The sequence below is a fragment of the Nocardia sp. NPDC005745 genome (genome assembly GCF_040630775.1).
Classification (GTDB): Bacteria; Actinomycetota; Actinomycetes; order Mycobacteriales; family Mycobacteriaceae; genus Nocardia.
The window spans coordinates 230,859-257,459 of sequence record NZ_JBEXYF010000006.1 but is presented as its reverse complement, the minus strand read 5'-3'; the positions used below and the strand labels follow the sequence as shown (position 1 = coordinate 257,459).

Below are 26,601 nucleotides of genomic sequence, written 5' to 3'. Positions count from 1 at the left end.
GCAAATCCCACGCATCAGTGAAACGCTTATCCCCCTGCGGCCCGAACCGCCCCACCGCCGCCACCAACTCACGCTGAATCGACGACTGCGCCGCCCCCAGCCAACTCACCGCCGCAGCATCCCCGAAACCAGCCCCCAACCGAGCGAACTGCTCATCCGACAAACTGTGTGCCGACGCCGCGGAATCCCGAGCCGCTGTCTGCGCACCACCCCGACCTGCGTCGGCTTCTGTCTTCGCCATGTACTCGATCAACTCCTTGAGATCCGCGCAATACACCGAGGGATTGTCGAAACCGGCGCCCGGCCGGTATCGATCCGGGTAGAAGCCACCGCCACAGACCTGCACCAGCGTGCAGGACCGGCATGTTTCGCCGATGCCGTCGACGCCTTGCTGGCGCACGGTGATTCCCGGAATCGCGGCCGCCTCGTCGAGGCTGTTGCGCCAGACATCCAGGCCGGTGGCCGCCGCGCCGGGATACGCCGTCTTCAACGAATCGACCTGTTCCAATGTGCCGTCGGTCTCGATGACCAGGAGGTCGACCGGATCCAGCCCGAACGACTCCGCGCCACTGGGCCGTCCGTACATCGCTGCCAGCAGCGAATCGAAGGTGCGTAACGGCACCGGCCGTCCATCGGCGTTCCACGCCTCGAACATCGCGATCAGCCAGTCGGAATACTCACCGCCGCCGCGAGTCGGGTCGTCGGGGTCGCGCGGCGCGCGCAGACCAGGCGGCTGGTGTTCCCAATTGGAATGCGGAAGTAGAAGATCCAGCGCGGGAGGCTCTTGTTCGAGCAAGCCTCGATACACGGCCGCCGGGTCGTTCGCGATGTCCACGGTACACAGCAGGCCGGTGTACAGCTGCCGGTACTGTGGCTTTCGCAGCAACTCCAGACCGGCGAGCACCTTGTCGTAGCTACTGCGCCCGTTGCGGTAGAGACGATGACGGTCGTTCGCGACGCGGTCGCCGTCCAGCGAGACACCAACGCGGACATTGTATTCCACGAACAGATCGAGAAACTCTTCATCCAGCCGTACCCCGTTGGTGTGGATGTAGAGGTCCGGCTCGGCGACCGGGGCGATCGCCGCCGTCAGCGTAGCCAGTGTTTCCCTGGTACGGGCCGGACCGAGCAACAAGGGCTCGCCACCGTGCAGAACGAGCGAGACACGCCGCAGCGCATGGCCCGCGGCATGCTCGGCGATGCGGAACCCGACCTGGGCGGCAGTCTCCGGAGCGAACTCCATGGGGCGGCCGCGCCAGGACTGGTCGGCGTGCTCGTACATATAACAGTGGTCGCACGCCAGATCGCACCGACTGTGCACTTTTATCACGTACTGCCGGAAAGGAAGCGGTTCATAATTCGGGTGCATGGTTCAGTCGGCCTTCGCTCGCTCCGTCGGACTATCAGACCCTGGAGCTGAAGGAGAGGGTCGTAACCGATGAGTTGCTGAGGTTCTTCATCAGGTCGGACAGGCTCTGGCCCGACAGCTGACCGAGCGGAGTCGCCCGGAGGTCCGATACCGCGGACGCGATACTCCCCGTCGTTGCGTTCATGATCGTTCTCCAATCCGGCCGCGTCACTCTCGACAACCAGGCCGAATCGAACTGGCCGCGGCGGCCTTCCACGAGGTTATCGAGCTGAGAGGCGCGAACTTCACCAGCGATGGGAATCGTTGCGGTGCACCGTTTCCGCGTGCTAGCCATTGGATGGTCCGTGCAGTCGCAGCGAGCACCGACGTCGGCTCGGTCAGGTCGAAGTTCGTAGGCAGGAATGGATACCACTGTGCCACTCAGGAAGTCACGGGCCGCCCGGCGAGGCATCGAGAAAGCGCGAGCATGAACAACGGCACTGCGCCCGGTACGCCGCTACCGACAACCCAAGCGCAACAAGAGATCTGGCTGACGCACCAGCTGCATCCGTCCTCGCTGATCCATCGGTTCGGTGGCTACTTCCTCATCGACGGACCGATAGATCCCACGCTCATGGACCGCGCATGCCGGCAGGTGATGTGTGAAGCCGAGTCGCTCCGGACCCGATTCGCCCAGCCCGATCACACGCTGTATCAGTACGTCGCGGATCGGCCGGCGAGAACTCTGCAGGTGTTCGACTTCAGCACCGATCCGGATCCGATCGGCCGCGCCGAAGACTGGATGCGATCGGAGCTTTCCGATCCACGGCGGCCGGAAGTTGGTGGTCTCGTCACATTTGCGCTGTTCAAGCTCGCGGCCGATCGCAATGCCTGGTATCAGGGGTACCACCACATCGTCATGGACGGTGTGGGCTATACCCTCATCGCTCAGCGCGTCGCAGACATCTATTCCGCATATTCGGCCGGCCGGTTGCCGTCCCCGTCACGATTCGAGTCGCTTGCCGCGCTGGTCGATGCCGAGAACATGTATCGGAACTCGGATCGATACCGTGCGGACCGCGACTATTGGCGGGGCCGCCTCGACGGCTCCCCGGAGCCTGCCACACTGGCGGATCGCAATACGCGTAGCCCGGTCTCCTCCGTAATCCGCCACACCGGCTACCTCGATACCGATACCGTCGCCGCACTGCAGCGTTCAGCCGCAGAATTCGGTATTCGACTGTCGACTGTATTCATCGCCGCCGCGGCACTCTACGTGCACAAGCTGACGGGCCGCTGTGAGATGCTCCTTCAACTTCCCGTATCGGCGCGGGCATCCGGCGTATTGCGTCGAATGCCCGCCACGGTCGCGAATATGGTTCCCCTGTGCATCGAAGTTCATCCCGATGGGCCGATATCGGAACTATTACTCGCCGTCGGCAGAGAAGTATCCGCTGTTGTTCGGCATCATCGGTATCGCGGCGAGAGCATTACCCGAGAGTTGCGGGCCGCGACCGGGGTAGAAAACTCTGCCGGACTCCAGCTCAATTTCATGTCATCTTTGGAGAATTTCGACTTCGGTGGCCATCGCGCTGCGGCACACAGTGTTTCGGCGGGACTGGTTCAGGACGCGGCATTCGACATCTACGACCTGCCGAGAACTCCGAGCCGCACACGTATCGACCTTGTCGTCAACGCGGACCGCTACGAGGCCGAGACCGCGGCCGGACATCATCGACGGTTTCTGGGGCTGCTGGATACCCTCGCCGCAACGGATCCGGCCGAGGCAGTACGACGGTTTTCGGTGCTCACCCCCGACGAGCGTGATCGGATTCTGCGTGTCCGGAGCGGGGCGGCAGCCGCTACGGACGCCGGGAACATCGGCCCGACCATGCCGGAGTTGTTTGCGACCCATGTCCGGAAGACTCCGGGCGCAACGGCATTGATATGCGGCGATCAACACCTCGACTACGCCGAACTCGACACTTGTAGCTCCCGGCTCGCCCGCCGCCTGATCGGCTCCACGACCACGGCCCTCGGTGCCGACTCGATCGTTGCCATCGCCTTGCCCCGAACCCCCGATCTTGTCATCGCGATGCTTGCCGTGCTCAAAATCGGCGCCGCCTACCTCCCCCTCGACCCCACCCATCCACCGGCTCGGCTGATCCGCATCATCGCCGATGCCCGACCGGAGCTCATTGTCACCGACAGCACCATCACGCTGCCCCCCACCGCGATACCCCGAGTCCGCCTCGACTCCACCGCAGCAGACGCAGACGCAACAGCGCCCGACGCCGGGGTCCGCGTCCACCCCGACAACCTCGCGTATCTCATCTACACCTCCGGGACCACCGGCGCCGCGAAGGGCGTCGCCATCACTCACCGGAACCTCGCGACCCACATCGCCGCCGCCGCGGCACTTCGACCGCCGGGCCCGGGTCGAGTCGTCGCGGCCACCTCCGCCGGATTCGACGTTTCGGTGTTCGAGATCCTGACCACGATCGCCACCGGTGGCACCGTGGACCTGATCGGCAACATCCTCGAACTCACCCGGCGCCCCGGGACCGCCGGGGAACTGGTCAGCACCGTCCCCTCCGCGTTTGCCGCAATTATCGATGCTCCAGCGACTCTCACGCCGCATACCGTCGTGTTCATCGGTGAGCCGCTGACCGGCGCGCTCGTCCGTCGGACCCTTTCCAGGCTCCCCGACGCTCACATCGTCAACGGATACGGACCCACCGAGACAACCGTCTACGTCACCACCGCCGCACTCACCCCGGCCGACCCCGTGCCCGATCGGATACCCATCGGCACACCGGTCGCCGGCACCCACGCCTTCCTCCTCGATCCCTGGCTGCAACCCGTTCCTCCGGCCGCGCCCGGTGAACTCTATGTGGCCGGTGGTCAGCTCGCCCGCGGCTATCACACGCAGCCGGGACCGACCGCGGCCCGATTCGTGGCCAACCCCTTCGCCCCGGGCGAACGCATGTACCGCACCGGCGATCTTGCCCGCTGGCGCCCGGATGGCATGCTCGAATACCTCGGCCGCGTCGACGACCAGATCAAAGTCCGCGGCTTCCGCATCGAGCCCGGCGAAATCGAAGCCACCCTCACCCGCCATCCCGGCATCACCCAGGCCGTCGTCCTCGCCCACACCCACAGCGACGACACCAGCGACACCCGACTCGTCGGCTACCTGGTAACCGACCCGGCGGCCGCCGTGGACATCCGGGAAGTCCGCGAGTTCCTCGCGGCACAACTGCCGGACGTCATGGTGCCGACGGCGCTGATACCACTCGGCAACCTCCCGCTCACCGCCAACGGCAAACTCGACCGCGGCGCCCTACCTGCACCGCAGATGCGATCCACGGTCCCATACCGCAAACCCGGTACCGCCCAGGAAGAGACACTGGCCGATCTGTTCAGCGATGTCCTCGGCCTACCCGAGGTGAGCATCGACGACGACTTCTTCCAACTCGGCGGCCACTCCCTCTCCGCAACCCGCCTCTCCTCCCGCATCCGCGCCGCGCTCGGCGTCGAGATTCCCCTCCGCACCATCTTCGACAACCCCACCATCGCCCAACTCACCACCCACCTCGACAACACCACCACCCCACGCGCCCCCCTCACACCACAGCGGCGGCCAGCGGTGGTGCCGTTGTCTTCGGCTCAACGACGTCTGTGGTTCCTTCACCGCTCGGAAGGCCCATCGGCCACCTACAACATGCCGATGGCCGTGCGGATGAACGGGCCACTCGACCTCGCCGCGCTCACCACCGCCGTCGCCGATGTCGTCGCCCGGCACGAGACTCTGCGCACGGTATACGCCGATGCCGACGGAACACCCCACCAGCGCATCCTGGATCCCGACGATCTGCACATTCCCATCGAAGTCCATCGCAGTACCTCCGAGGCCGACACAACGGCCGCACTGGCCGAACTGGCGAGCCATCGCTTCGAGCTGTCGTCCGATATTCCGTTGCGGGCCTCGATCTTTCGGCACGACGATCACGACCACACCGTCGCCCTGGTACTGCACCACATCGCGGGCGACGGCTGGTCGATGGTTCCGCTGATACAAGATCTGACCAGCGCGTACCGGGCACGCCGCGACGGCCACGAACCCGTGTGGACGCCGCTGCCGGTCCACTATGCCGACTACGCCCTTTGGCATAACCGACTACTCGGCTCCATCGACGACCCCGACAGCCTACTTTCACGACAACTTCGATACTGGACTGCCGAACTGACAGGGCTCCCGGATCTGCTCCCTCTCCCCACGGACCGACCGCGCCCACGCGCGGCCGATCACCGGGGCACCACCGCGACGTTCCATATCGGACCCGACATTCGTCTCGCCGTCGAACAACTCGCCCGGGAGGGCAACGCGACTCCGGCCATGGTGTTGCAGGCCGCGCTGGCCCTCCTGCTGAACAAGTACGGCGCGGGCCGCGACATCCCCGTCGGTTCATCTATCGCCGGCCGCACCGACGAAGCGCTCAGCGACCTGGTCGGATTCTTCGTCAACACCTGGGTCCTGCGCACCATCATCGCCCCTGACGCGCCGTTCACCGAGCTACTGGCACAGGTCAAGCAGAAGGCGCTCGCGGCATACGCCAACCAGGACGCCCCCTTCGACCAGATCGTCGAACAGCTGAACCCCACCCGCACAGCCGCACACCATCCCATCTTCCAAGTCCTGTTCACCTTCCTCAACGAACCGCCACCCACCCTCACACTGCCGGATCTTCGCGCCACTCCACGGCCCATGACCAGCGGTACCTCCCGTGTCGACATCTCGTTCACGATCGCCAATGCCTCGAACCCCACCGACGGCTACCCGATCACCATCGAATACGCCACCGCCCTGTTCGACGACGCCACGATCAAGACCCTGATCGCGCGATACGAGCAGCTCCTCCACGCTGCGGCGACCAATCCGACCGTCGCCGTCGGCCGCCTCGGCCTGCTCACCGCCGATGAGCTACGCCGACTCCGCCACACCCCCGAGACCCACACCGACCCCACCACCCTGGTCGACCTACTCCACGCCCGAATCCGAGACACCCCCGGCAACATCGCCATCCACACCGGCACCAGCACCCTCACCTACAGCGAACTCGACACCCGGGCCACCAACCTCGCCTACCACCTCACGACCCACAACGCACAGCCCGAAACCATCATCGCCATCGCTATACCCCGCACCCCCGACCTCATCATCGCCATGCTCGCCGTCCTGAAAACCGGCGCCGCATACCTACCCCTCGACCCCACTCACCCACCGGCCCGGCTCGCCGACATCATCACCGACGCCCGACCCACCCTGATCCTCACGGACACCACCACCCCACTACCTCCGACCAGCACACCTCGCCTCCACCTCCACGCCCGGCATCTCCACACGCCCACCCCACCCGCAACCTACAATCCACCCCTCCCGCACAACCCCGCCTACCTCATCTACACCTCCGGCACCACCGGAAGACCCAAAGCCGTCACCATCACCCACGCCAACACCACCAACCTCATCACCGAACTTTCGTCTGCAGTGGGCATTACAGCCGATACCCGGATCGTGGCAAGTACATCCGCGGCGTTCGACGTCTCGATTTTCGAGATATTCGCCGCCCTGTGCTCCGGCGCATCCATAGAACTCGTAGAAAACATTCTCGAGCTGCGGAAGAACCACTCGCGCGGAAGCATAGTCAGCACGGTGCCTACGGCGTTCACCGCGGTGGTCGACGAATTGGACAGCGAAAGCATCACAGAAACAATTATTTTCGCCGGAGAGCCCCTCCGGCGTGGAATCGTCGAACAGAGCCGGGCCGCCCTACCCGGCGTTCGCATCTTCAACGGCTACGGCCCGACGGAGACGACGGTTCTCGCGACAATATTCCGACTCACCGCCGATGACGCGCCCGATCGCCCGATACCGATCGGGCATCCGCTGGCCAATACCCGGGTTTTCGTACTGGATTCGTGGCTACAGCCGGTACCGACCGGAGTCGCCGGCGAACTCTATGTGGCCGGCGCCCAGCTCGCTCGCGGCTATCGCAATCGGCCCGGACCGACCGCGCTACGGTTCGTCGCCGATCCATTCATTCGAGGCGAACGCATGTACCGCACCGGAGACCTCGCCCGCCGGCGCCCCGACGGCGCACTCGAATACCTCGGCCGCACCGACGACCAGATCAAGATCCGCGGCTTCCGCATCGAACCCGGCGACATCGAGAACACACTCACCCGCCATCCCGATATCACTCACGCCGTAGTACTCGCCCACACCCACGGTGACAACACCAGCGACACACAGTTGACCGCCTACATCGTCACCGACACCGCAGCCGATCCCGACCTCGACGAGATACGCCGATTCGCGGCATCGCTACTACCCCGTTACATGGTCCCCACGACAATCGTCACACTCGAGAATCTCCCGCTCACCCCCAACGGCAAACTCGACCGCAACGCCCTGCCCGAACCCACTCGCACCCCCACCACCGCATACCGCGCCCCCCGCACCGCCCGCGAACGCCTACTCACCGGCCTCTTCGCCGAAATACTCGACATCCCCGCAGTGGGCATCGACGACGATTTCTTCCATCTCGGCGGCCACTCGCTGCGCGCCACGCGCCTTGCCTCCCTGATCCGCACCACCCTCGGCACCGAAATCCCCCTCCGCACCATCTTCGACAACCCCACCATCGCCCAACTCACCACCCGCCTCGACAACACCATCACCCCACGCCCGTCCCTCACCCCACAGGAGCGGCCGGCGCGGCCCCCACTGTCGGCCAACCAGGAACGCCTTCGGCTCATCCACCGCATCGAAGGCCCCTCGGCGAACTACAACATGCCACTCGCCGCGCGCTTGACCGGCCCCCTCGACACAACCGCGCTCACCGACGCGATACACGACCTCGTGGTGCGCCACGAGATTCTGCGCACCACTATCCGACAGGCCCCCTCCGGGCAGCCCTACCAGCACATCCACGACCCCGTCGACTGCCCGATCACCATCACCTCCTGTTCGCCGGTGGACGCGACCGACGCAGCACGAATCGTCGACGAACTCGCCCGGCACCCATTCGATCTCGCAACCGATATACCCTTTCGCGCGGCGATACTGCGCACTGGTACGGACGAGCACGTGCTGCTGCTGGTTCTTCACCACATCGCCGCCGACGGATGGTCCCTGCATCCGCTCGGCCGTGACCTGGCGCACGCGTACACCGCACGTCGGAGCCACACCGAACCCCGATGGACCCCGCTGCCGGTCCAATACGCCGACTACGCCCAATGGCACAACCAGCTTCTGGGCGACCCCAGCGATCCCGAGAGTGAGTTCTCCCGCCAATCCCGTTATTGGAAGCGAGAACTCGCCGGGCTCCCCACTGAGCGCCTACTACCGACCGACCTGCCGCGTCGAGCAAGGCCCAGCCATCCCAGCAGCGCGGCAGAGTTCACAATCGACAGCCGAACCCGCGCTGGAATACAGCGAATCGCACGTCTTCACGGGGCCACCGCCCCGATGGTGCTCCAGGCCGCCCTGGTGGTGCTGCTCGGCCAACTCGGCGGAGGTGGCGATATCTCGATGGCCTCTCCGATCGCGGGCCGCGTCGACGACGCCCTCACCGACCTCATCGGATTCTTCCACGCTTCGTGGATTCTCCGCGTCTCCGTCGAGGGGCCGGCTTCATTCGCTGAACTACTCGCCGCAGTGAGAGAAAAGGCCCTGGCGGCATACGCCCATCAGGATCTTCCGCTGCAACATCTCGTCGAGCTACTCGATCCGGACGGATCCGGCGCATTCGATCGACTGCTGACCTCCGTGGTACCAGTAACACTGGTATTCCAGAGTCACGTCTTCCCGGCCGTCCGCTTCCCCGGTATACAGGTCACCGGCTATCCCGTATCGCTCGGGATTTCGCGGTCGGACCTCATTTTCTCCATCACCGACAGCCCCGAACCCGCCGACGGGTATCCCGTGACCCTCGAATACGCGACGGACCTCTTCCATCGATCGACGATCGATACGGTCATCGCCCGATACCTGCGAATACTTTGTACGGTTACCCGCGATCCCGCCGTTACCATCGATGATCTCGATATATCGGGCACCCTCGATTCGATCGTGGGCACAACGCGGTCAGTGCCCGACCCAGCGGACGGGCGGTAGCGTGCGCCGCATTGCATCAGGCGAGAGGGTCCATCGGATCTGTGACCGGGTCGTCACCGAGTACGCGGCTGCCGATCCGGTGGCGGCCGCGATGTTCGGGCTCACCGGAGATCAGGACTGTCTCACTGATTATTCGCCTGCCGGCCATGATCTTCGCGCGGTGAGCTAGTCCATATCGCCGTCTCCGTGGCTGGTCATCGACGGTGAAGGTTCGGGCGTGGTGTCACACGCAGGTTCGACGCTACTGCTGCGCACTGCCGAGAAGATCGGGTAGAGCAGCGGTTCATCGGAACAGTTGAGGCTTTGGCGCAAACCGTTGGCCATCCACGATCCCGGCAAGATCGTCCCGGATCTAGCCGTGGCCCGCGCGATCGGTGGTGATTGCGCCGCGGACCTGGCGTTGTTGCGGCCAACCAAGGAAACCAACCCCCCAAGGTCCGTGGAACCCGGCAGTCAGCCCGCTGCGCGGGCTGACTGCCGCACCCGCAATCGGGAAACTACATCGAAACACCAATCCGAACCCACTCAGGCCAGCACCTCACCCCCGCGAAAGATCGAGGCTAGGTAGACGCTGTTGTCGGCCGACCGAAAGCTGATTCTCTCAGAAGGTTCCGATGTTCTTCATGACCCAATACCATCGGCCATCTCGGCCGCTTCACCTCAGACATCAAGTGCCACTCCTTGATCGGGAGTTACACCGTTGTATTTACAGGCCCTACGTCACGCGCCGCTGGAGCGCGCTCACCTGTCAGGGGTCGGTGTCTGTGGGAAGGACGGCAGCCGAAAGGTCCGGGTTCGTCACCGCGGCGCCGCACCCGGACCTTTCGGCACTCTTCCTCAGCGTGGCGGCGGTGCGTTCCTGGCGGCTTCCTGACGCGCGATGCGTTCTTCGTGGATGCGGACGAGTTCACGGAAGCCGATGCGGTCCCAGCCCGGCTTGGGTTGGATGCCCCAGTCGTCGCGGGCGGTGGCCTGGCCCGCGGCTTCGGGGGCGCCGCCGAAGGGCGGGCCGCTCAGTGGGTAGGGGTGTTCGCACTCGACGGTGTCGTCGGAGTAGCGGACCTTCATCAGTTCGCTGCATATCTCGGTGAACGACAGCGTCGGCCAGCCGTACCACAGCGCCAGGGCGGGCACGGTGAACGCGCCCTCGGTGACCAGGGCGAACAGGCAGACGAAGATGGCACGCCGCAGCCATCGGTGCATGCGCGCGTTCTCGGCGGTGGTGCCCGGCGGCAGCTCGGTGCTGTCCGATTTCGTCTGCGCGGGTGCGGGTTTCGTCATGGGTGGACCTCGGCGTTCTGGAAGGGCGTGTGGCGGTTCAGTCGGAGAAGATCTCGCGGTTGACCGTGTGCAGGTAGGGGATCGCGAGGAACGGGGTGATGTAGAAGATGTCGTAGAGCCACCAGCCGATCACCGGCAGCACGACGCCGGCGTAGCGGACGTCGGCGTACATGGTCATGTTGAACGTGTAGCCGACCCAGATCACCAGGCCGAACCAGCAGGTGACGATCATCCATTGGTGGCCCCAGCGCTTCATCTGGAGGAAGGCGATCGCCGCGGCGATGCGCATGGGGAACACGGTGAGCATGAGCGCGACCTCCCAGCTCTTCTCCCCCGGCGCGCCCGCGCCGCCGATCCACAGTTCGTTGTAGTGCCAGAAGTAGCCGGCGTCGAAGAAATTGCCCCAGGCGGTGAGGATCACCCGGGCGATGAGGGTGTGGTTGGCGAGCAGGTCCAGGGCCCAGCCGAGGCTGTTGAGGGCGGCGTCGAGGATGACCAAGTAGCCGATGAGGGTGACGATGATCGGTCGCACCGACAGGCCGGCCTGCTGGGCTCTGCGTTGCAGCAGCACCCCACGTAGAAAGACGGGCAGTCCGACGATGCCCAGGACCAGGGTGCCCATCAGCAGGGTGCCCGCGGTCAGCCACCGGTCCGCTTCGCGCTGTGCTCGCTTACTGTCTTCGTGGTGGCGATCGTAGCTGTCGGACCGGTCGGGGGGTGTGGTCTCGTTCGTGCGACGCCGGGCGAGGGTGAGGAACTTCATCGCGACTCCTACCAGTCCCGAACCGAGTACATGTGTAGTTGGATGAGGAACATTGCCAGCAGGAATCCGTAGGCGAAGACCTGGACGGCGATCAGCGCGCGGCGGCGCCTGCGATCCTGTTCATTCATGAGGCGGTGAGCCCTCCTTATCGATCCTGCGCGGGTGTCGATCCCGTCGGGGACAACGTGGCGGCTGCGATCTCGCGCAATCCGTCGTCGATGGCGCCGTCGCTGCTCAACGGGGCCAATACGCAAACGTGGGCCGCCTCGATCTCGGGTACGCCCGCGGCGATGAGACGCCCCGCCGCGACCAGGACTCGTGTCGAGGGCGGGTCGAAATGGTGAACCTGCTCGGCTCGACGGATCAATGCCGCGCACGCGACCAGACGTCGCGCCACCGGGTACTCGATCCCGGCTTCGGTGCTCACCACTTGGGCCTCGCGGTCGGCGTCGAGGTAGTCGATCGCCAGGGTGGCGAATCGCTGCCGGAACGATGGCTTGAGGTCTTTGAGCGAGCTGCGGTAGGCGGGGTTGTAGGAGCAGACGAGCATGAAAGTATCGGGCGCGTGGATGGTTTCGTCGGCGCGGTCGAGGTAGAGGGTGCGGCGGTGGTCGGTGAGCGAGTGCAGGATGGCCAGCGAGTCGTGGCGCGCTTCCACCACTTCGTCGAGATAGCAGATCGCGCCGGTGCGCACCGCCCTGGTCAGGGGGCCGTCGTTCCAGATCACGTCGCCACCCGAGACCAGGAACCGGCCCACCAGATCCGAGCTGGTCAGGTCGTCGTGGCAGCTGATCGTAACGACGGGTCGACCGAGCAGCCGTCCCATATGCTCCACCAGGCGGGTCTTTCCGCACCCGGTGGGCCCGGTCAGCATGACCGGGACCTGTTGCTGGAACGCCCTTTCGAACACTGTGATGTCGTCGCCGGAGGCGATGTAGCAGTCGGTGCTCATCTCACACTCTCGATCCTGTGGTCAAGAGACCAGTTCGCGGTGGACTTCGGCCAGTGCGCGAGGCAGATCCTCGATCCGGCGCAGACGGCGTGAGCGGGGTTCCCCGAACACAGTGGGCAACGGATCGACACGGACCGGGCCGACGCCGAGGTAGTAGACGCTGACCCCGGCCTCGGTGGCCTCCTGCACCGCCTGCGCCGCGTCCGCCCACGCGTAGCGGCCCTCGTAGCCCTCGTCGGAGATCAATCCGTCGCCCAGGACCAGGAGTTGGCGACGCTCGGCACGCTGGCCCAGCAGCCGAGCGGTCAGGTGCCGCAGCGGCGCGCCCAGACGCGTGTATCCCCCGGTCCCGAGTCCAGCGGCGCTGGGGTCGATGTGGCCGCGTTCGTCGAAGTTCTTGAGACACAGCACTTCCACACGGTGGCGGGTGTTGCCGGTGAAGACGAAGATCGCGTGTGCCTGTCGGGTCGCCGACATGGCGCGCGACAGCGCGTCCGCGCACGCCAACTCGAGTCGGAACACCCGGCCACCGTGCGCGCTGAGTGAGGAGCTGCCATCGAGCAGCACCGCGGTCACCACGTCACGCGAGTGCGGCGCCAGATCGCGAAAGACCCGCGCCGCGGACGCGGGACCGGTCAGCGTGTCCACGTGATAACTCGTGTAGCGGTCGATGTCGAGGTCGGATCCGTCTTCCAGGCCGCCGCGCATGCCCCGATGGGTGCGGTGCTCGAACCAGCGGCGGATCTCGGGCGACACCGCGGCCGCCGCGTGGCGCGGGGGCGCCAGCGCGCGTTCGAGTACCGCGACGTGGTCGCGCAAGTAGCTCTGGGTCCACATGTTCCATTCCGGATAGGGAATCCCCACCCGGTGATCGGGATCGATGGCGATGTCCTCGTTCTCCGGCCGACTCGGCGGCGGCTCATTGGGATTGCGCACCCCGCCTTCGCCGCCCACCGGGACCGACATCGCCCGGTAGGCGTCGGTGCGCGGCGTGGTCCACGGCATGCGCCCGTACATGCGCCGCACCGCCGCGGTCACCGCGTTTCCGCCCGGGGCGCCGAGCGGTAGCACTCCGAGCAGCGGATGCGCTGCCACCCGCGGGTGATCACGCGCCCACTGCCGAGCCCGTTCCAGCATCTCCCACCCCTCGAGACCCGAATCGAGAATGCTCAACTCGGGGATGGCGCGGTGAATCTCGGGCAGCAGTCCGGGCAGTCGCTCACCGATCCAGTCGGCCGCCACGCCACCCTCGACCATCGACAAGCTTCGACGTTCACGCGGTGACAGCTCGCGCAGGCCCGATTCCGCGATCCGTTCCTTGGACGGCGAACATTGCAGCGCCACACCGCAGGTCACCGATCGCAGCGTCCAGTCCGCGCGCAGCGAGGGAAACGGGACGTGCACGAATCGGCGGGTCGCGTCGAGGCCGAAACTGCGACTGTCGCCGGTGACGATCCGGACTCCGTCGCGTCGGTCGTCGGAGACGGCCACGGCGACCACGGCGCAGCTGTGCTCGAGTTCGGCCGCCGAGTCGAGGTCGCCGGTCGCGCTCACCGCGCGACCGTTCCTCGACGCCGCGCCGGGATCAGAAGGTCCCGATATTGCGCATCACCCAGTACCAGAAGCCGATCACGGCCCCCATCGCCGCCCACGACACGAGCAAACGAACGATGTCCTGCCACATGATCGAACCTCTCTTCTCGGTACGCGGCCGGGCGGACGCGCCCGGATCCCGCTTCGACGGCGAGGACGAGCAACCCCTTGCCCCTCGACCTCGCTGCGAAGCCCGGTCGAGGAGAGTGCACCGTGTCCATGAGAGATTTCTACCCGACTTCACTGATTCACGTCAATAAGCCGAGTCCAAGAAAAGCGCAAAACCCTACTCTTACAGGCAATACCTCGGACAACCCCCTGATAATTTGTGCATATCGCTGATCTGAGTCAGAATCTCGAGACACGAGCGAGCACGGCGAGCGTCGCGAGCCGACTCCGCCATACACAGAGCGTCGGGGCGCATCCGCCGATCGGGTGGGAACCCGGCGCGGATAGCCAGGATGAGCCGACGGGCCGGGATCGAGGGCCACCGACGCATCTGCGGCAGCGGGCTGAAAGGGTGGGACGAAATCCGCTCAGGCGGCGGTCATGGCGTGCAGGGTCGTAGCGACGAACTGGTTGAGCACCGGGCCGCGGACCGTAGGATCGCCGGGGACGGTGATCAGCAGCGCGTAGAGTCCGAGCAGGAAGAACACGCCGTGGTGCAGGGAGTCGGTCAGGCCGTTGGTCTCCCCCGCCTGGCGCGCCTGCTCGATCTCCTCTACGACCGCGACGATCATCGGGTGCTCGGCCCATTCCTCGGACGGGCCTCGGCTGGTCGAGAAGTGCAGCGCAAGGAAATCCTTGAACAGGCGTTCCCCCAAGCGCACTTCCAGCTTCTCCACGACTCGGACCGTCTCGAGTAGCACGGTCCGCAGATCGTGCGGCTGAGCGAAGACCTTGCGCAGCTCGGCGGCCATCCGCGTCTCTTCGCGCTTCTCGAGCTCGATCAGCACATGTTCCTTGGTGGGAAAGTGGAAGAAGAACGTACCGTGGGCGACACCGGCGGCCGCGACGATGGTACTGATCTCCGCGGCGGCCAACCCGGCACGCCGGAACTCGACGATCGCCGCGGCCAGCAGCCGTTCCCGCGTCTGCTGACGCTTGAGATCACGGATCGACGTCGTCGCGCGCGCGGGCATGAAAGACCACCATTTCCACAGTTGACATGACTGAGGTCAATTTATCATCCACTTTGACCCGACTGCCTCAACGGCCCGCAGGCGCGGATAACGCGGGAATGCGCCAGTCACCCGACCGGGTTGGCAAGTACGGCACCCGCAGGTCCTCAGCGGGAACTGTCGACAATAGCTGACCAGAGTCATCGAATTGGGAGTCGGCACAGACGTCGACCGGCGGTGGCGGGCGCGGTCAGGCAGCAGCGAGAACTCGCAGGAGCTTCGGTCGATACCGCTTCACACACAGCACCACCCAGGGCAACTCGGTGTGACGTTCCACAGCAGCGACGATCACCACCACGACTCATTCACCGCAGCAGCTCGGGGCGGTTTGACACCTGCACCCGCATGCCGGCGCCGGTGCCGGTGCCGAAGGATTTATCTTCATCTCCACAACAGCACGAGCACAACGCAATTCGTGTTCTACACCAAGAACCTCCTGTTCTCTTCAGGACACCAATGCGCTGATGGACAACTTCTTCTCCACATTGAAGGCCGAGCTGGTCTATCGCCGGGCCTGGCGGACCCGTGACGAGGTGGAGAACGGACCTCATCGATCACCGCAGCCACGACGAGCAGGACACGACGATCTGTGACTACATCCGCTGGCTCAACCAGCACGCCGGACCTTCCGTGGCTTCCGTCGGCTCGAAGATCCGACAGCCCGATTACCTACCGAACGTTGCCTGACACAGCACTGGTTATCAGGCAATCCCCGACGGGTGGTCGCTGAACCGACGGATCGGACTGCGAAGGCGTTGCAGGGCGGTGGGTGCCGCTCGACACCGTGGTATGACGATGCGACACGGGTCAGACCGTTTTGATTGCACCGCCGTCGATGACGTAGTCGACGCCGGTGATGTTGGCGGCGACATCGGATAGGAGGAATGCGACCAGGGCGGCCACTTCCTCGGGCTCGGTCATCCGGCCGGTCGTGATCTGCGAGCCGTTGGTGAGCTGCTCGATGAACTCGGGCAGGCTCTGGCCGGCCGCGGTGGCGGCTTTGGCGACCGGGCCGTCGGGGTTTTCGTAGATGGAGGTGCGGACCAGGCCGGGGGAAATGGTGTTCACGCGAACGCCACGGGGTCCGAATTCCTCGGCCAGGGACTTTCCGAGGGCGGTAACGGCCGCCTTGGCCGCGCTGTAGGTGGCCGGGACATTCCCGGGTGTGCGGGCGGCGGTGGAGGAGATGTTGACGATCGCTCCCCGGCGCTCGATCAGGCTGGGCAGGGTCGCCCGTGTGGTACGGACAGCGCTCAACACATTGACGTCGAACATGCGAGCCCATTCGGCGTCATCGGCATCGAGGAAACCGAAGCTTCCCTCCCCGCCTCCTAGGTTGTTGACCAGCAGGTCGACACCACCCAGCTCGGCCAGCGCGGTATCGGCCAGGGCGGACACGCCGCCGGGAGTGCTCAGGTCGGCCGAGACGGTATACGCGCCAGTGTCTTTCAGTTCGGTAGTGATGGTGCGGGCGGCACCGACGACCCGGGCGCCTTCACCGATCAGGGTGCGGACGACGGCCAGTCCGATACCCCGGCTGGCGCCGGTGACAACGGCTGTCTTGTCGGCGAGATCGAGATTCATGGTTTCTCCAATGTCGGGAACGATTGTTGTGCTTGGGGCCGCGGGCGAGACGTTCGGCCCCGCTCGCAGGCTTGGAGCTGGTCTGTGTGCACACTCACCACTACGGAACGTCTCGCTCGTAGCGGACCTCCTCGCCCAGGACCTAAGGCGAGGAGGTCCGCCATCTCGGCATCGGTGAGGTGTACATCGGCGATACCGGCGGTGCGGTCGATGAATTCCGGACGGGGGAAGGCGCCGTAGTCGTACAGGGTGATGTCGGTCGCCGACCTGTTCGGCGCGGTGCCGACGGTCAGAAGGCGTAGGGCCCGAACCGTCCCCATGCGACGAGGACTGCGCCGGCGAGCAGGATCGCGTTGAACCCGATCGCCTGCGGTTCCTTGCGGCGGGCGTGGAGGCCCACGGCCAGGATCATGATCCCAGCCAGGCCTGTGGCGGCCAGTGGGGTGAGCACGGTGGCGATGCCGGTGACGGCGGGCAGGATCATGCCCACGCCGCCGGCGAGTTCGGCGACGCCGATCAGACGCACCCCGGGTGTGGGGACGTCACTGACCCAGGGCAGCTGGGATATGAGCTTGTCCCGGGGCTGGGTGGACTTCAGGATGCCCGCGGCCACGAACAGGGTGGCGAGGACGCCTTGCAGGATCCACAGGAAGATGTTCATCGGAGCGGGGACTTTCTTCTTCGGTGGCGCCGGGGCGGAGAACGCCGCGGCGGATCAGGAGAGGGCGGGGCCTCAGACGGTGAAGACGCGTTCGGCTTCGTCGCGCTGGGTGTGCAGGTCCCAGTAGAGAGGGGCGATCTCCTCGGCTTCGGCGGTCGGGATTTCGGGAGGGCCGCCCGCGCCGATCCACACGCCGATGGCGACGTGCGCGGCCTGGATACCGGTGCCGGCCAGCTCCTTGTGCAGGTTGAGCGCCCAGTTGCGCAGCGCCGCCTGGGCGGGGTTGACGTTGCCGAGCATCGGGTTGGGGTCGACCGAGCCGGCACCGTTGGTGAAGAGCAGGGTGCCCGCGCCGGCCTCACGCATCGCGGGCAGGACGGCCTGGGTGGCGGTGATGGCGCTGCAGAGCAGGAAGTCGATCCATCCCTGTACATCGGAGGCGCTGGTCTGGGACGGGGAGGTGAGGGTCATGGAGCCGATGCTCGGAGCGGGGGAGTGCTCCAGGACGTCGATGCCGCCGAAGCGGGAGGCGCCGTCCTCGAGGGCCTGGGTCAGCGCGTCGTGGTCGAGCACGTCCGCCGGGAACGCCGCGGCGGTGATGCCCTCGGCGGTGAGCCGGCCGACCAGGTCGTCGAGCTTGGCGCGGTTGCGGGCGATCAGAGCGACGTCGAAGCCGCGCGAGCCGAAGGTGCGGGCGATGGCGAGGCCCATTCCGGGGCCGGCTCCGACGATGGCGATGCTGGGCATGGTGAAGTCCTTTCGATGGGGAGGTATCACTCGATGCGGAAAGGTCTATCCGATTCGCGATTTGGAAAGGCCTGTCCGTTTCGCGATGACTACGATAACACTAGAATCGGATAGGGTATTCCGATTAGGTAGGGTGAGTGTCATGAACCTTGACGCCCAAGCCAGCGACGACCCTGCCGCGCACCCTCTGCGCAGCGACGCGGAGCGCAACCGCGCGCGGATCGTCGCCGCCGCGCGCACGCTGTTCAGGCGTGAGGGCCTGCATGCCTCCATGGCTTCCGTCGCCCGCGAGGCGGGAGTGGGCATCGCCACGCTGTTCCGCAGGTTCCCGACAAAGGAGGAACTGGTCGCCGCGGTCTTCGCCGACCGTATGGACGCCTACGTCGAGGCGGTCGGCGTCGCGCTCGACGACCCCGATCCCTGGCACGGTCTCGCGGGGTTCATCGAGACCGCCTGCGCGATGCAGGCCGCCGACTACGGCTTCGCCGACGTGCTGACCATGACCTTCCCCACGGCCAAGGCTCTGGAGGAGCGCCGAGACCAGGCGTACGAGGCCGTTGTCCAGCTCATCGGCCGCGCCAAGGCCGCAGGACGTCTGCGTGAGGACTTCACCCCCGAGGACCTGGTGCTGGTGCACATGGTCACTGCCGGCGTCGTCAACGCCACCGGCGACGCCGCGCCCGATGCCTGGAAACGTGTCGTCGCTCTGATGCTCCAGTCCTTCGAGGCCCCGGCCCGCGGCCCCCTGCCCGACTCGCCCGAGCCCCGCGCCCTCTACAACGCCATGCTGCGTGCCAGTCAGGAGCGCTCCGCCTCGCCGGAACCAGCGAAGAAGGATTGAGGGCCATGCTGCCACCGGCCTCCCCGACGCCAGGCCCTGCAGGGGCTGTACGCGCTATGTGCAGCGGCGAACATGACCGCGGCTGAACCGGAGATCAGGCCCGCAGCAGACCCCCCGAGGGCCCACAGCGCCCGCGCAAGGCGGAGTCGTCAGCCACATCATCGCGACGTATGACGACTGGTCCCGGCGCACCTGCCATGGATCACCCTCGCCGAACGCGCGAAGGCCGCGGGTGCGGTCCGTCCGGACTTTCACCACAGCGACCTGCTCATGCTGCAGCACACCAACGGCGGCCTGGTCCGCAGCACGCAGCACAATGCACCGCAGGCGGGGAAACGACTGCGCGACTGCATGATCGAATCTTCCCGAGCCCCGAGCCCCGAGCCCCGAGCCCCGAGCCCCGAGCCCCGGGCAGCGCAGCGCTGACTCGCCACCCGAACAGTGGCGATCAGCACCGCAGAGCGGCGGCCGGATATGCCAGAGCTCAGAACAAGGTGTCGCGCACGCGTAGCGGCCGGTAGAGGGTGATGCGGCCCAGGTCCCGGATCCGCGGGGACAGTTGCATCCCGAGCAGATCGAACAGGCCGAAGTCGACCAGGGTGACGCCGTGGGTGTCGGTGGCGTGTTCGGTGATCGGCATATCGGTGGCGTTGCCCAGGATCTCGTCGAGCACGTAGTGGGCTTCGCGTTTGGTCGCCACGATCACCTTGGTGCCGTAGGTGGCGCGCTGGTCGGTGACATGGGTATAGGTCGAAAGGCCCTCGTTCGCGAAGCAGCGGCTCAACGGTCGCGCCGTGGTCGATTTCCCGCGCGTCGGGAACCGCTGCCCATCACTGGACGACAGCGTCCCGGCGCCGAACACCGGAGTGAGCGGGAGCCGCTGGTGGTAGTCGATGATCGCGAGGTTGGCCGCGCGCAGGGTCTCCTCACGCACATACCATTCGTCGATCCAGGACAGGATGTCGTCGGAGATGCCACAGGCCTCGGCCATCCGCATCAATCCCAGGTTGGTCGAGTGCGCCAGCAGCACTGCGATCAGGTTGCGTTTCAACTCCGGGGTTCGGGTGGCCTGACCGCCGGCGTGGGTGAAGCAGTCCAGGTAGCCGGTGCGTTTGTCCAGCTCGATCAGTAGCGAGACGATCGGGGCGAACGGTAGCATTTCGGTCAGCTCAGCCTTGAGCGCGATCGCTTCGGCCGGAACGTCTTCGGCGGTCAGCGGGGAGATGATCAGATCCCCGGACTCGCCGTCCAGGCGCCCCGGGCCCTCTCCTTCTGCGAGCACCGCCTCGAGTTCGGCGACCGCGGTGTGCAACTCCTCGACCACGCCGGCCAGGGCGACGCCGGGGTCGGCCGATCGCCCGACCAGGCGGCAGAACTCGTCGCGTTGTGGTTCCCACTGGTCGCTGGTGAGTAGGTAGGCGGCCGGGTCGGCGTAGCGGCGTGAGCCCGGTACGAACAGGAATCCAGCGCGGCCAGATGTCCGTGGTCACGCGGCAACCGGGTTTGGCCTGCGCGATCGCCGCCCGCAGCCGGTCCCATCCGACCTTCTCGCCGCGGATCAGCGCGCCGATCTCCTCATCGGCGACAGCCGGATCGGTGACGATCGCGAGCAGATCATCCAACAGGGCCTGGCGGTCCTCGCCGGACTTGCCGCGCTCGGCGAGTTCGGCCTGCATCCGGCGTTCGGCGGCACCGAATTTCGCCGAGATCGCCTGATCGAACAACGCCACGACCTCATCGAGCACATCGGTGCCGGACTGGGCCAACACAGTGAGAAGGATCGGATACCGGCGCTGCGGGTCCCGGCGTTCCAGCGCCTGCGGGGTCAACCGGCGGCCCATCGTGGCCAGGAACCGGCGGCGCTCGGCGGGCAGCACCGACAGATCCAGGCGGTCCGCACCCAACCCGCGCAGGAACGCCAGCTTCTCGACCTCGGTCCGCACCGCGGCCGCCGAGGCCTCCACCGGCCCGGTCGACAGCCACCGCAACCGCGACACCCCGAGCGAGGCGTCGACGGCCAGCAGCGCATCCAGTTCGGCGCAGCGGGCCGGGGTGAACTCGTGGGACAGGCGGTCGTCGGTTTCGCGCTGGGCCTGCTCGCGGGCGTGGGCGATGCGTTCGACCATGCTCACCGGGCCGGGGCGGATCACCCGCGCCGAGATCAAATACTCACATCCCAACCGGAACAACAAGGTCGGGGAATCGTGCTCCATCGCCCGCGCGAGCAGGAACTCGTCGAGCTCCTCGAGTTCGAGCGCACCGGCCGCCCGCCAGCCCAGGTACTGGGCGACCAGCCGCAGTTGATCGGTGCGGGTCTGGGCACGGCACCCGTAGGAACGGATCTCGGTGCCATCCATCCGCAACTGCTCGGCCAACCTGGCTACCGCGACCGGCGGGGCGGTCACCACGCGATCGGGCACGAATCCCAGCCACGGCAACGTGAACAGCGCGATAGCGATACCGAGCCGATCAGCCGGACCACGACCACGCGCCCGGGATCGACGAACGCCAGATCCGCCGGCGAGAGCGTGAAGAACCGGAACAACTCCTCACGCCCGATCTCCGGGAACTCCCGCAGACGCGCCAACTCCTCATCCGCGAACACCCCGCGTCGCCACGAAACCGACCTCCCGCACCCACCATCAGCGTTGGGAGACACGCCAACCAGCAACCGGCCTTCACCGCAGACCGAACCAAGCATGGCTGCGGGGCGGTGTTCGGTCCGCTCGTCGCGTCGCGGTGGCCTGTTCGGCAGCCGTGGTCGTCAGCTTCGTCTGCCGAGGCCGCATAGCTACCCGGTCTGGGGTCCTGGGTTGAAAGTCGCCCAGCGTGGGTGCCTTTGTATTAATCGACAACGAAAATTCACCCAGTGTGGGTGTATCCGCTGAAATTTGTACAACGTGGGTGTCCTTTCAGTATTGACGCGGTGGGTGTTCCTTTTGAATGTTTGGAGTACGACGACGCCGAACCGGTTGGGACGCCACAAGTATCGGCCGGGACCCGGTGAATCCCGTTGGCAGAGTTGTGCGGCAAACCCGTGAAGTCCTCGCGTTGGTTGTACTACCCCACTCACGGAGCTTGTGTCGCGAATGGGGTGGCTGAATTCGGTCGAGAAGGGCTGGGTCAAACCTGGTTCTGCCGTCGAACTGGTAACCAGTTCGAACTGTTTCGCCGCTAAGGGGATACAGGATGGTGGTGGTTCAGCGCCCACGACGAGATCGATCCCGCCGCACCCGCCCGGAGACCGATGGGATCTTTCGGTGACCGACTGCCAGCTGGTAGCTGTTTCAGACGCTGCAAAGTGCTGACGGGGGTCGCTATCTCGCCGAATCGACAACCCATCCGCATGGTGTCGTGCAACGAGTGTCGGCGCGGTTCCGACATAGCCCGACCCGGCGCTGCCGCAGCCTCCCTCAACGGGAAGGCGGCACCGCTCAAGTGCCCAGCCGCCCCTGATCCGTCCGAATCCACTCCGAGGTTCCGTCCGGGTGTCGATGGAACTCCCAGGCGGTATAGTCGCCGTCCTTCTCCACCACCTTGACGTGATCGGCGAAGCCGTCGTGATCAACGTCGGTCCACACCTGCATGGCATCGTCGCCGGTGATGGTCACGCTGTCGAGCAGACCGTCTTGGTCGATATCCTGGGTGGGATGGTGCAGTTCGACGGTACCGAGGCCGCCTAATTCGGCGTGCGCGTCGATATGCGGTAGATCTAGTCCCGGAAGATCACCCGACGTGACCATGGCACCTGCTTTCGGGCACCATACCTTCGAAGAACTCGGCCAGCATCGGCCCAGAGTATCGAGGTCGTGGTCGCCATTCAATACCTTGTACCACTGGTCGCCGAATTCAAAGCCGACCTGGGCCACCTGCGCACCCGCGAAGGCGTGACTGGAAAACGGCGTACGGCGGCTCGGGGTGAGGGCGTGAGTTGGAGCTCAGCGCTTCGAGATCGCTGACGTGGGACCGCGGCAAGGCATGTGGGGGCACGCTGACATCACCCGCAAGACCGGGATCCCGGTGATCTTCTCCGATCCTCACAGCCTGTGGCAGCGAGGCACGAACGAGAACACGAAGGAGCCTCTCCAACAATATTTTCCGAAGGCCACCGACCTTTCCCGGTGGAGCGCTGCCGAGCTGGCCGCAGTGGCCCACTCGCGCTCAACAACCGTCCCCGGGAAGTCCTCCGATGACGGACACCGGCCGTAGCGATGGCCGAGCACCTACGATCGCTGCAACAACATGTTGCGTCGACCAGTTGAATCCGCCCAGTCGGAGATCGCTATGACAACGCCCTCGCGGATCGATCATCGGCCTGTTCAATCATGTAATGGGTCGACTGGTACAACAACGCCCGTCTGCATTCCCGCCTGGACTACCTAACCCCAGCCGAGTACGAAGCCGCCTACTACGCTCAACAACCACCACGCCGACCGGCGCTGGTCTGACACCGAAGCGCCAGTCCCTCACCGTGACGGTCCAGTGACCTTCCCGGAGACAGCAGGCAGGAGTAACTTATGCCGCCGAACAGTGGGACCCGTCGTCCGACCCAGGAACGCGCGAAGGCAACCCGCGAGCACATCCTCGACAGTGCCGCACGCCTTTTCGGAGAGCACGGGATCGCGAACACCTCGACCAACCGGATCGCCACCGAGGCCGGAGTGAGCATCGGCACCATCTACCGTCACTTCACAGACCGCACCGTCATGGTGGACAAGCTGATCGAGCGGCTACTCGAAAATGCCGAACAACGCTTCACTCAGCGTGTCTTCGGCCTCGCCGAGCAAACCACCGCAGAACTGATGGCGTCCATCTTGGAGGTCATCACCGACGAGTTGACGGCTAACGCCCAGTTGATACGTGCGCTCTCGGTCGGCGTCTCGTTCTATGACACCGGCATCCCCGAGCTCGAACTCCGTCTACGTCTCTTCGCCAAGGTGCTGGTTATCCAGCTGCTCGGCCCGGGCGACGACCACAAATACGACATTATGAGCATCGTGTTGGTCAACACCGGGATCGCGGCAGCGCTCCGCGCATCGGTGCTCGAGAATGACACCCAGCAACGTAGGCAGGCACTCACCATCACCGCGCGTGCTGTCGCGGCGTGGATCGAATCCGAACGCACACAAGCTCGGCCTGACGCAGGTCGAATGCCGAACAAGCGGCGCGCCGTTAGTCGCGCAGCACCTGGCCTTCCCGGGCCGGCAGACAGGAGCGAGTACATGACCCCGCCGAGGAAGGCGACTCGCCGTCCGACGCAGGAACGCGCGAAGGCCACCAGGGAGCACATCCTCGATACCGCCGCACGCCTTTTCGGAGAACACGGCATCGCCAACACCTCGACCAACCGGATCGCGGCCGAGGCCGGGGTGAGTGTCAATACCGTGTATCGCCACTTCTCCGACCGTACGGACATTGTGGAAGAATTGCTGGAAAAGCTGCTGGAAAGTATTGAACAGCACCTCATTCGCAGCGTGTCCGATTCCGCCGACAGAAGCGTTCTGGAACTGGCCGTCACCATTCTCGAGGCCATCACCGACGAATTGGTGGTCAACGCCCCACTGGTGCGGGCGCTGGCGGCAGGACTGGCGTACTATAACAGCGGTCTCCCGGGATTCGAACCGCGCCTGCGCGCCCTGCTGAACGTTCTGCTGATCCGGGTGCTCGGCCCCGGCAATGAAAACGGCCACGACGTGATAGCATTCGTACTGGTCAACGTCGGTTTCGCGGCGGCGGTCCGCGCCGCGTTGGTCGACGCCCACACCGGCGAGCGGCAGGAAATCATCGCGATGACTGCCCGCCTGATCGCGGCCGGAGCCGAAGCCGAAATCGTGGCATCATCGAGCTTCGGATAAACATCATTAGGCACCGGAGCGGGGTAACTGGCCGCTCTGATGCGCGTAGCGGTTACATTCAGCGACTGACACCGCGCGCGCAAGCCCGCCCACAACATGAGGCAGGCAGATGAATTCGGCGCGTATGTCCGTCTGAGAATGGATCGCCGGTTGGGGCTCCGCATTCGATGGCGGCATCCGGCCGAAGCTGAGCTGACCGGCTCCGACTGCGATCCCGATGTTCGTGCAATCACGAAACTTCGTCACACCGATCGTAATTCGTATTGCCGTTCACACTGCGTCGACATGGCTATCGGGTTGGCCGCGCTTGCTGAACGCGCGGGCGATGAGCGCCGAACGTAGCTGCCACACGCCCGACGTGGTGGTGGGATCGAGTCCGGTCAGCTGGCTGATGCGCCTGAGCCGATAGTCGACGGTGTTGGCATGGATCTGCAACGAGCGGGCGGCGCGTTGGCGATTGAGGTTGTTGCTGATATAACTCCGCAAGGTTTGGAACAGCTCGGGGCGATCGTCGAGCGGATCCAGTAGCGACCCGAGAGTTTCACGACCCGGCCCCGGCCTGGTCAGCTGGTATTCCAGCGCCATATCGGCGAAACGATACAGGGCGGGGGCACATTGCAGTTGCCGCACCATGTCGAGCAGCTCGTGAGCGCGATCGGCCGCACCGGGCACTCCAATGGCCGACGCTGTGACAACGACCGCTGTCACCGGTACGCGCGCGGCCGCCGACAGCTGGGCGAGCAGTTCGTCGAGGCTCTCGTCGCTCATCGTCGCAGTCGGGATCAGGATCGTCCCGCCGTCCACACTCAGCAGCGCGAGTGCGTTCTCGCCGCAGCGGGTAGCGAGTTCGGCCTGCAGGCGGCGCAGTTTGCGGCGGGCGACGACTTTGCCGTCGAGCATCGGGTGCTGCTCGTCCGGGTGTTTCGGAACATCCACTGCCAGAACGGAATACTCCTCGGCGATGCCTATTCCGTCTTCGCGGGCCGTTGGTGCGGTGGTGTATCCCCCCAGCAGCCTGGAAGCCAGAGTGTGGACGGCGGTGTGGTGCTCACTGACCGCCGCCTTGTGCTCACGGACATAAGCGCAGGCGACAGTGGCGCTCATGATGTCGAGCATCTCCACAACCAGGTTCATGCCGTCCACCAGATCGGCGTAGGCCTTCACCGTCCCTTTCGAGAAGATGAAGTCCAAACCGAGCTTCGATCCTTCATGAATCGAATGCAGGATCGTGTCGATCGGCACGCCATCCCGCGCCCAATCGGCCGCCGCATCGGCCAGCCAGCCGGTCTTCGCCGGAATATCGTGCCCGTCCAGCATGCTGACGGACAGCTCGAGACAGAAGCGGGTGACGTCGTCACCGGGCAGCACGGCGTGGGTCATCACGTTGTCGATGGAGCGCCCGGCCAGCTGCCGAGACACCCCCCGCACGCCCTGTGTGGGTAATGGCATCGGTTCGCCCGAGACGGTCAATCCATCCCGGAGTGCCCCGTTGGCTGTCATCGTCGACTTCCTTCCGCCCAGTTGCTACGGCTCTACCGGCCGATGGTTCGGTCGGACGCCGCGCGCGGCCGAACTCGCACGGCGAACGCATTCGACCTGCGGCCCATGATCGG

The 26,601-nt window shown here is 65.5% G+C and carries 14 protein-coding genes and 4 pseudogenes; 6 read left to right on the top strand and 12 right to left on the bottom strand.

Annotated features, from left to right (window positions below; all coding sequences use genetic code 11):
- The coding region (locus ABZ420_RS09435; RefSeq protein ID WP_357119409.1) for an FxsB family cyclophane-forming radical SAM/SPASM peptide maturase at positions 1 to 1,282 on the bottom strand (1,282 nt) is incomplete at its 3' end.
- Between the two features lie 424 nt (positions 1,283 to 1,706).
- Here ABZ420_RS09435 and ABZ420_RS09430 point away from each other — a divergent pair.
- Both ABZ420_RS09430 and ABZ420_RS09425 read left to right on the top strand, forming a co-directional pair.
- Positions 1,707 to 9,530 carry an amino acid adenylation domain-containing protein gene (locus ABZ420_RS09430; RefSeq protein WP_357119406.1) on the top strand — a complete coding sequence of 2,608 codons (7,824 nt, stop codon included), beginning with the start codon at positions 1,707 to 1,709 and terminating at the stop codon, positions 9,528 to 9,530.
- Positions 9,531 to 9,702: 172 nt separating this feature from the next.
- A pseudogene (locus ABZ420_RS09425) lies at positions 9,703 to 9,939 on the top strand (transposase); the annotation flags it as partial.
- A 428-nt stretch (positions 9,940 to 10,367) separates the two neighbouring features.
- Here ABZ420_RS09425 and ABZ420_RS09420 read toward each other — a convergent pair.
- The 8 genes from ABZ420_RS09420 to ABZ420_RS09385 form a co-directional block, all read right to left on the bottom strand.
- Complete coding sequence (locus ABZ420_RS09420) at positions 10,368 to 10,811, bottom strand: hypothetical protein (RefSeq protein ID WP_357119403.1); 444 nt, start codon at positions 10,809 to 10,811, stop codon at positions 10,368 to 10,370.
- Positions 10,812 to 10,848: 37 nt separating this feature from the next.
- Positions 10,849 to 11,574: a hypothetical protein gene (locus ABZ420_RS09415; protein ID WP_357119400.1), complete on the bottom strand. Its 726-nt coding sequence runs from the start codon at positions 11,572 to 11,574 to the stop codon at positions 10,849 to 10,851.
- A gap of 145 nt (positions 11,575 to 11,719) precedes the next feature.
- A complete protein-coding gene (locus ABZ420_RS09410; protein WP_357119397.1) occupies positions 11,720 to 12,526 on the bottom strand; it encodes a CbbQ/NirQ/NorQ/GpvN family protein in 807 nt (268 codons plus the stop codon).
- A 21-nt stretch (positions 12,527 to 12,547) separates the two neighbouring features.
- The gene (locus ABZ420_RS09405) at positions 12,548 to 14,080 is read right to left on the bottom strand and encodes a MorD protein (protein WP_357119394.1); all 1,533 of its coding nucleotides are present in this window, start codon (positions 14,078 to 14,080) and stop codon (positions 12,548 to 12,550) included.
- Between the two features lie 575 nt (positions 14,081 to 14,655).
- A complete protein-coding gene (locus ABZ420_RS09400; protein ID WP_357119391.1) occupies positions 14,656 to 15,261 on the bottom strand; it encodes a TetR/AcrR family transcriptional regulator in 606 nt (201 codons plus the stop codon).
- Between the two features lie 846 nt (positions 15,262 to 16,107).
- On the bottom strand, positions 16,108 to 16,884 hold the full coding sequence (locus ABZ420_RS09395) for an oxidoreductase (RefSeq protein ID WP_357119388.1): 777 nt from the start codon (positions 16,882 to 16,884) through the stop codon (positions 16,108 to 16,110).
- A 289-nt stretch (positions 16,885 to 17,173) separates the two neighbouring features.
- Complete coding sequence (locus ABZ420_RS09390; RefSeq protein ID WP_357119385.1) at positions 17,174 to 17,545, bottom strand: DoxX family protein; 372 nt, start codon at positions 17,543 to 17,545, stop codon at positions 17,174 to 17,176.
- Between the two features lie 72 nt (positions 17,546 to 17,617).
- Positions 17,618 to 18,292, bottom strand: a complete 675-nt coding sequence (locus ABZ420_RS09385; protein WP_357119381.1) for an SDR family oxidoreductase — start codon at positions 18,290 to 18,292, stop codon at positions 17,618 to 17,620.
- 142 nt (positions 18,293 to 18,434) lie between these two features.
- On the opposite strand from ABZ420_RS09385, the gene ABZ420_RS09380 reads away from it, so the two are divergent.
- Entirely contained in the window at positions 18,435 to 19,133 is a 699-nt protein-coding gene (locus ABZ420_RS09380) for a helix-turn-helix domain-containing protein (protein ID WP_357119378.1), read from the top strand.
- 511 nt (positions 19,134 to 19,644) lie between these two features.
- Here the strand turns inward: ABZ420_RS09380 and ABZ420_RS09375 are convergent.
- Together ABZ420_RS09375 and ABZ420_RS09370 are read right to left on the bottom strand one after the other, a co-directional pair.
- Positions 19,645 to 21,738 (bottom strand): annotated as a pseudogene (locus tag ABZ420_RS09375) (Tn3 family transposase); the annotation flags it as partial.
- An 829-nt stretch (positions 21,739 to 22,567) separates the two neighbouring features.
- Positions 22,568 to 23,002: a DUF6802 family protein gene (locus ABZ420_RS09370; RefSeq protein WP_357119375.1), complete on the bottom strand. Its 435-nt coding sequence runs from the start codon at positions 23,000 to 23,002 to the stop codon at positions 22,568 to 22,570.
- A gap of 80 nt (positions 23,003 to 23,082) precedes the next feature.
- On the opposite strand from ABZ420_RS09370, the pseudogene ABZ420_RS09365 reads away from it, so the two are divergent.
- The 3 genes and pseudogenes from ABZ420_RS09365 to ABZ420_RS09355 form a co-directional block, all read left to right on the top strand.
- A pseudogene (locus ABZ420_RS09365) lies at positions 23,083 to 23,395 on the top strand (IS30 family transposase); the annotation flags it as partial.
- A 78-nt stretch (positions 23,396 to 23,473) separates the two neighbouring features.
- Positions 23,474 to 23,581, top strand: a pseudogene (locus tag ABZ420_RS09360) (IS3 family transposase); the annotation flags it as partial.
- A gap of 69 nt (positions 23,582 to 23,650) precedes the next feature.
- On the top strand, positions 23,651 to 24,988 hold the full coding sequence (locus tag ABZ420_RS09355; protein WP_357119372.1) for a TetR family transcriptional regulator: 1,338 nt from the start codon (positions 23,651 to 23,653) through the stop codon (positions 24,986 to 24,988).
- 270 nt (positions 24,989 to 25,258) lie between these two features.
- Here ABZ420_RS09355 and ABZ420_RS09350 read toward each other — a convergent pair whose 3' ends face one another.
- Complete coding sequence (locus ABZ420_RS09350; protein ID WP_357119369.1) at positions 25,259 to 26,488, bottom strand: helix-turn-helix domain-containing protein; 1,230 nt, start codon at positions 26,486 to 26,488, stop codon at positions 25,259 to 25,261.
- Positions 26,489 to 26,601 lie beyond the last annotated feature (113 nt).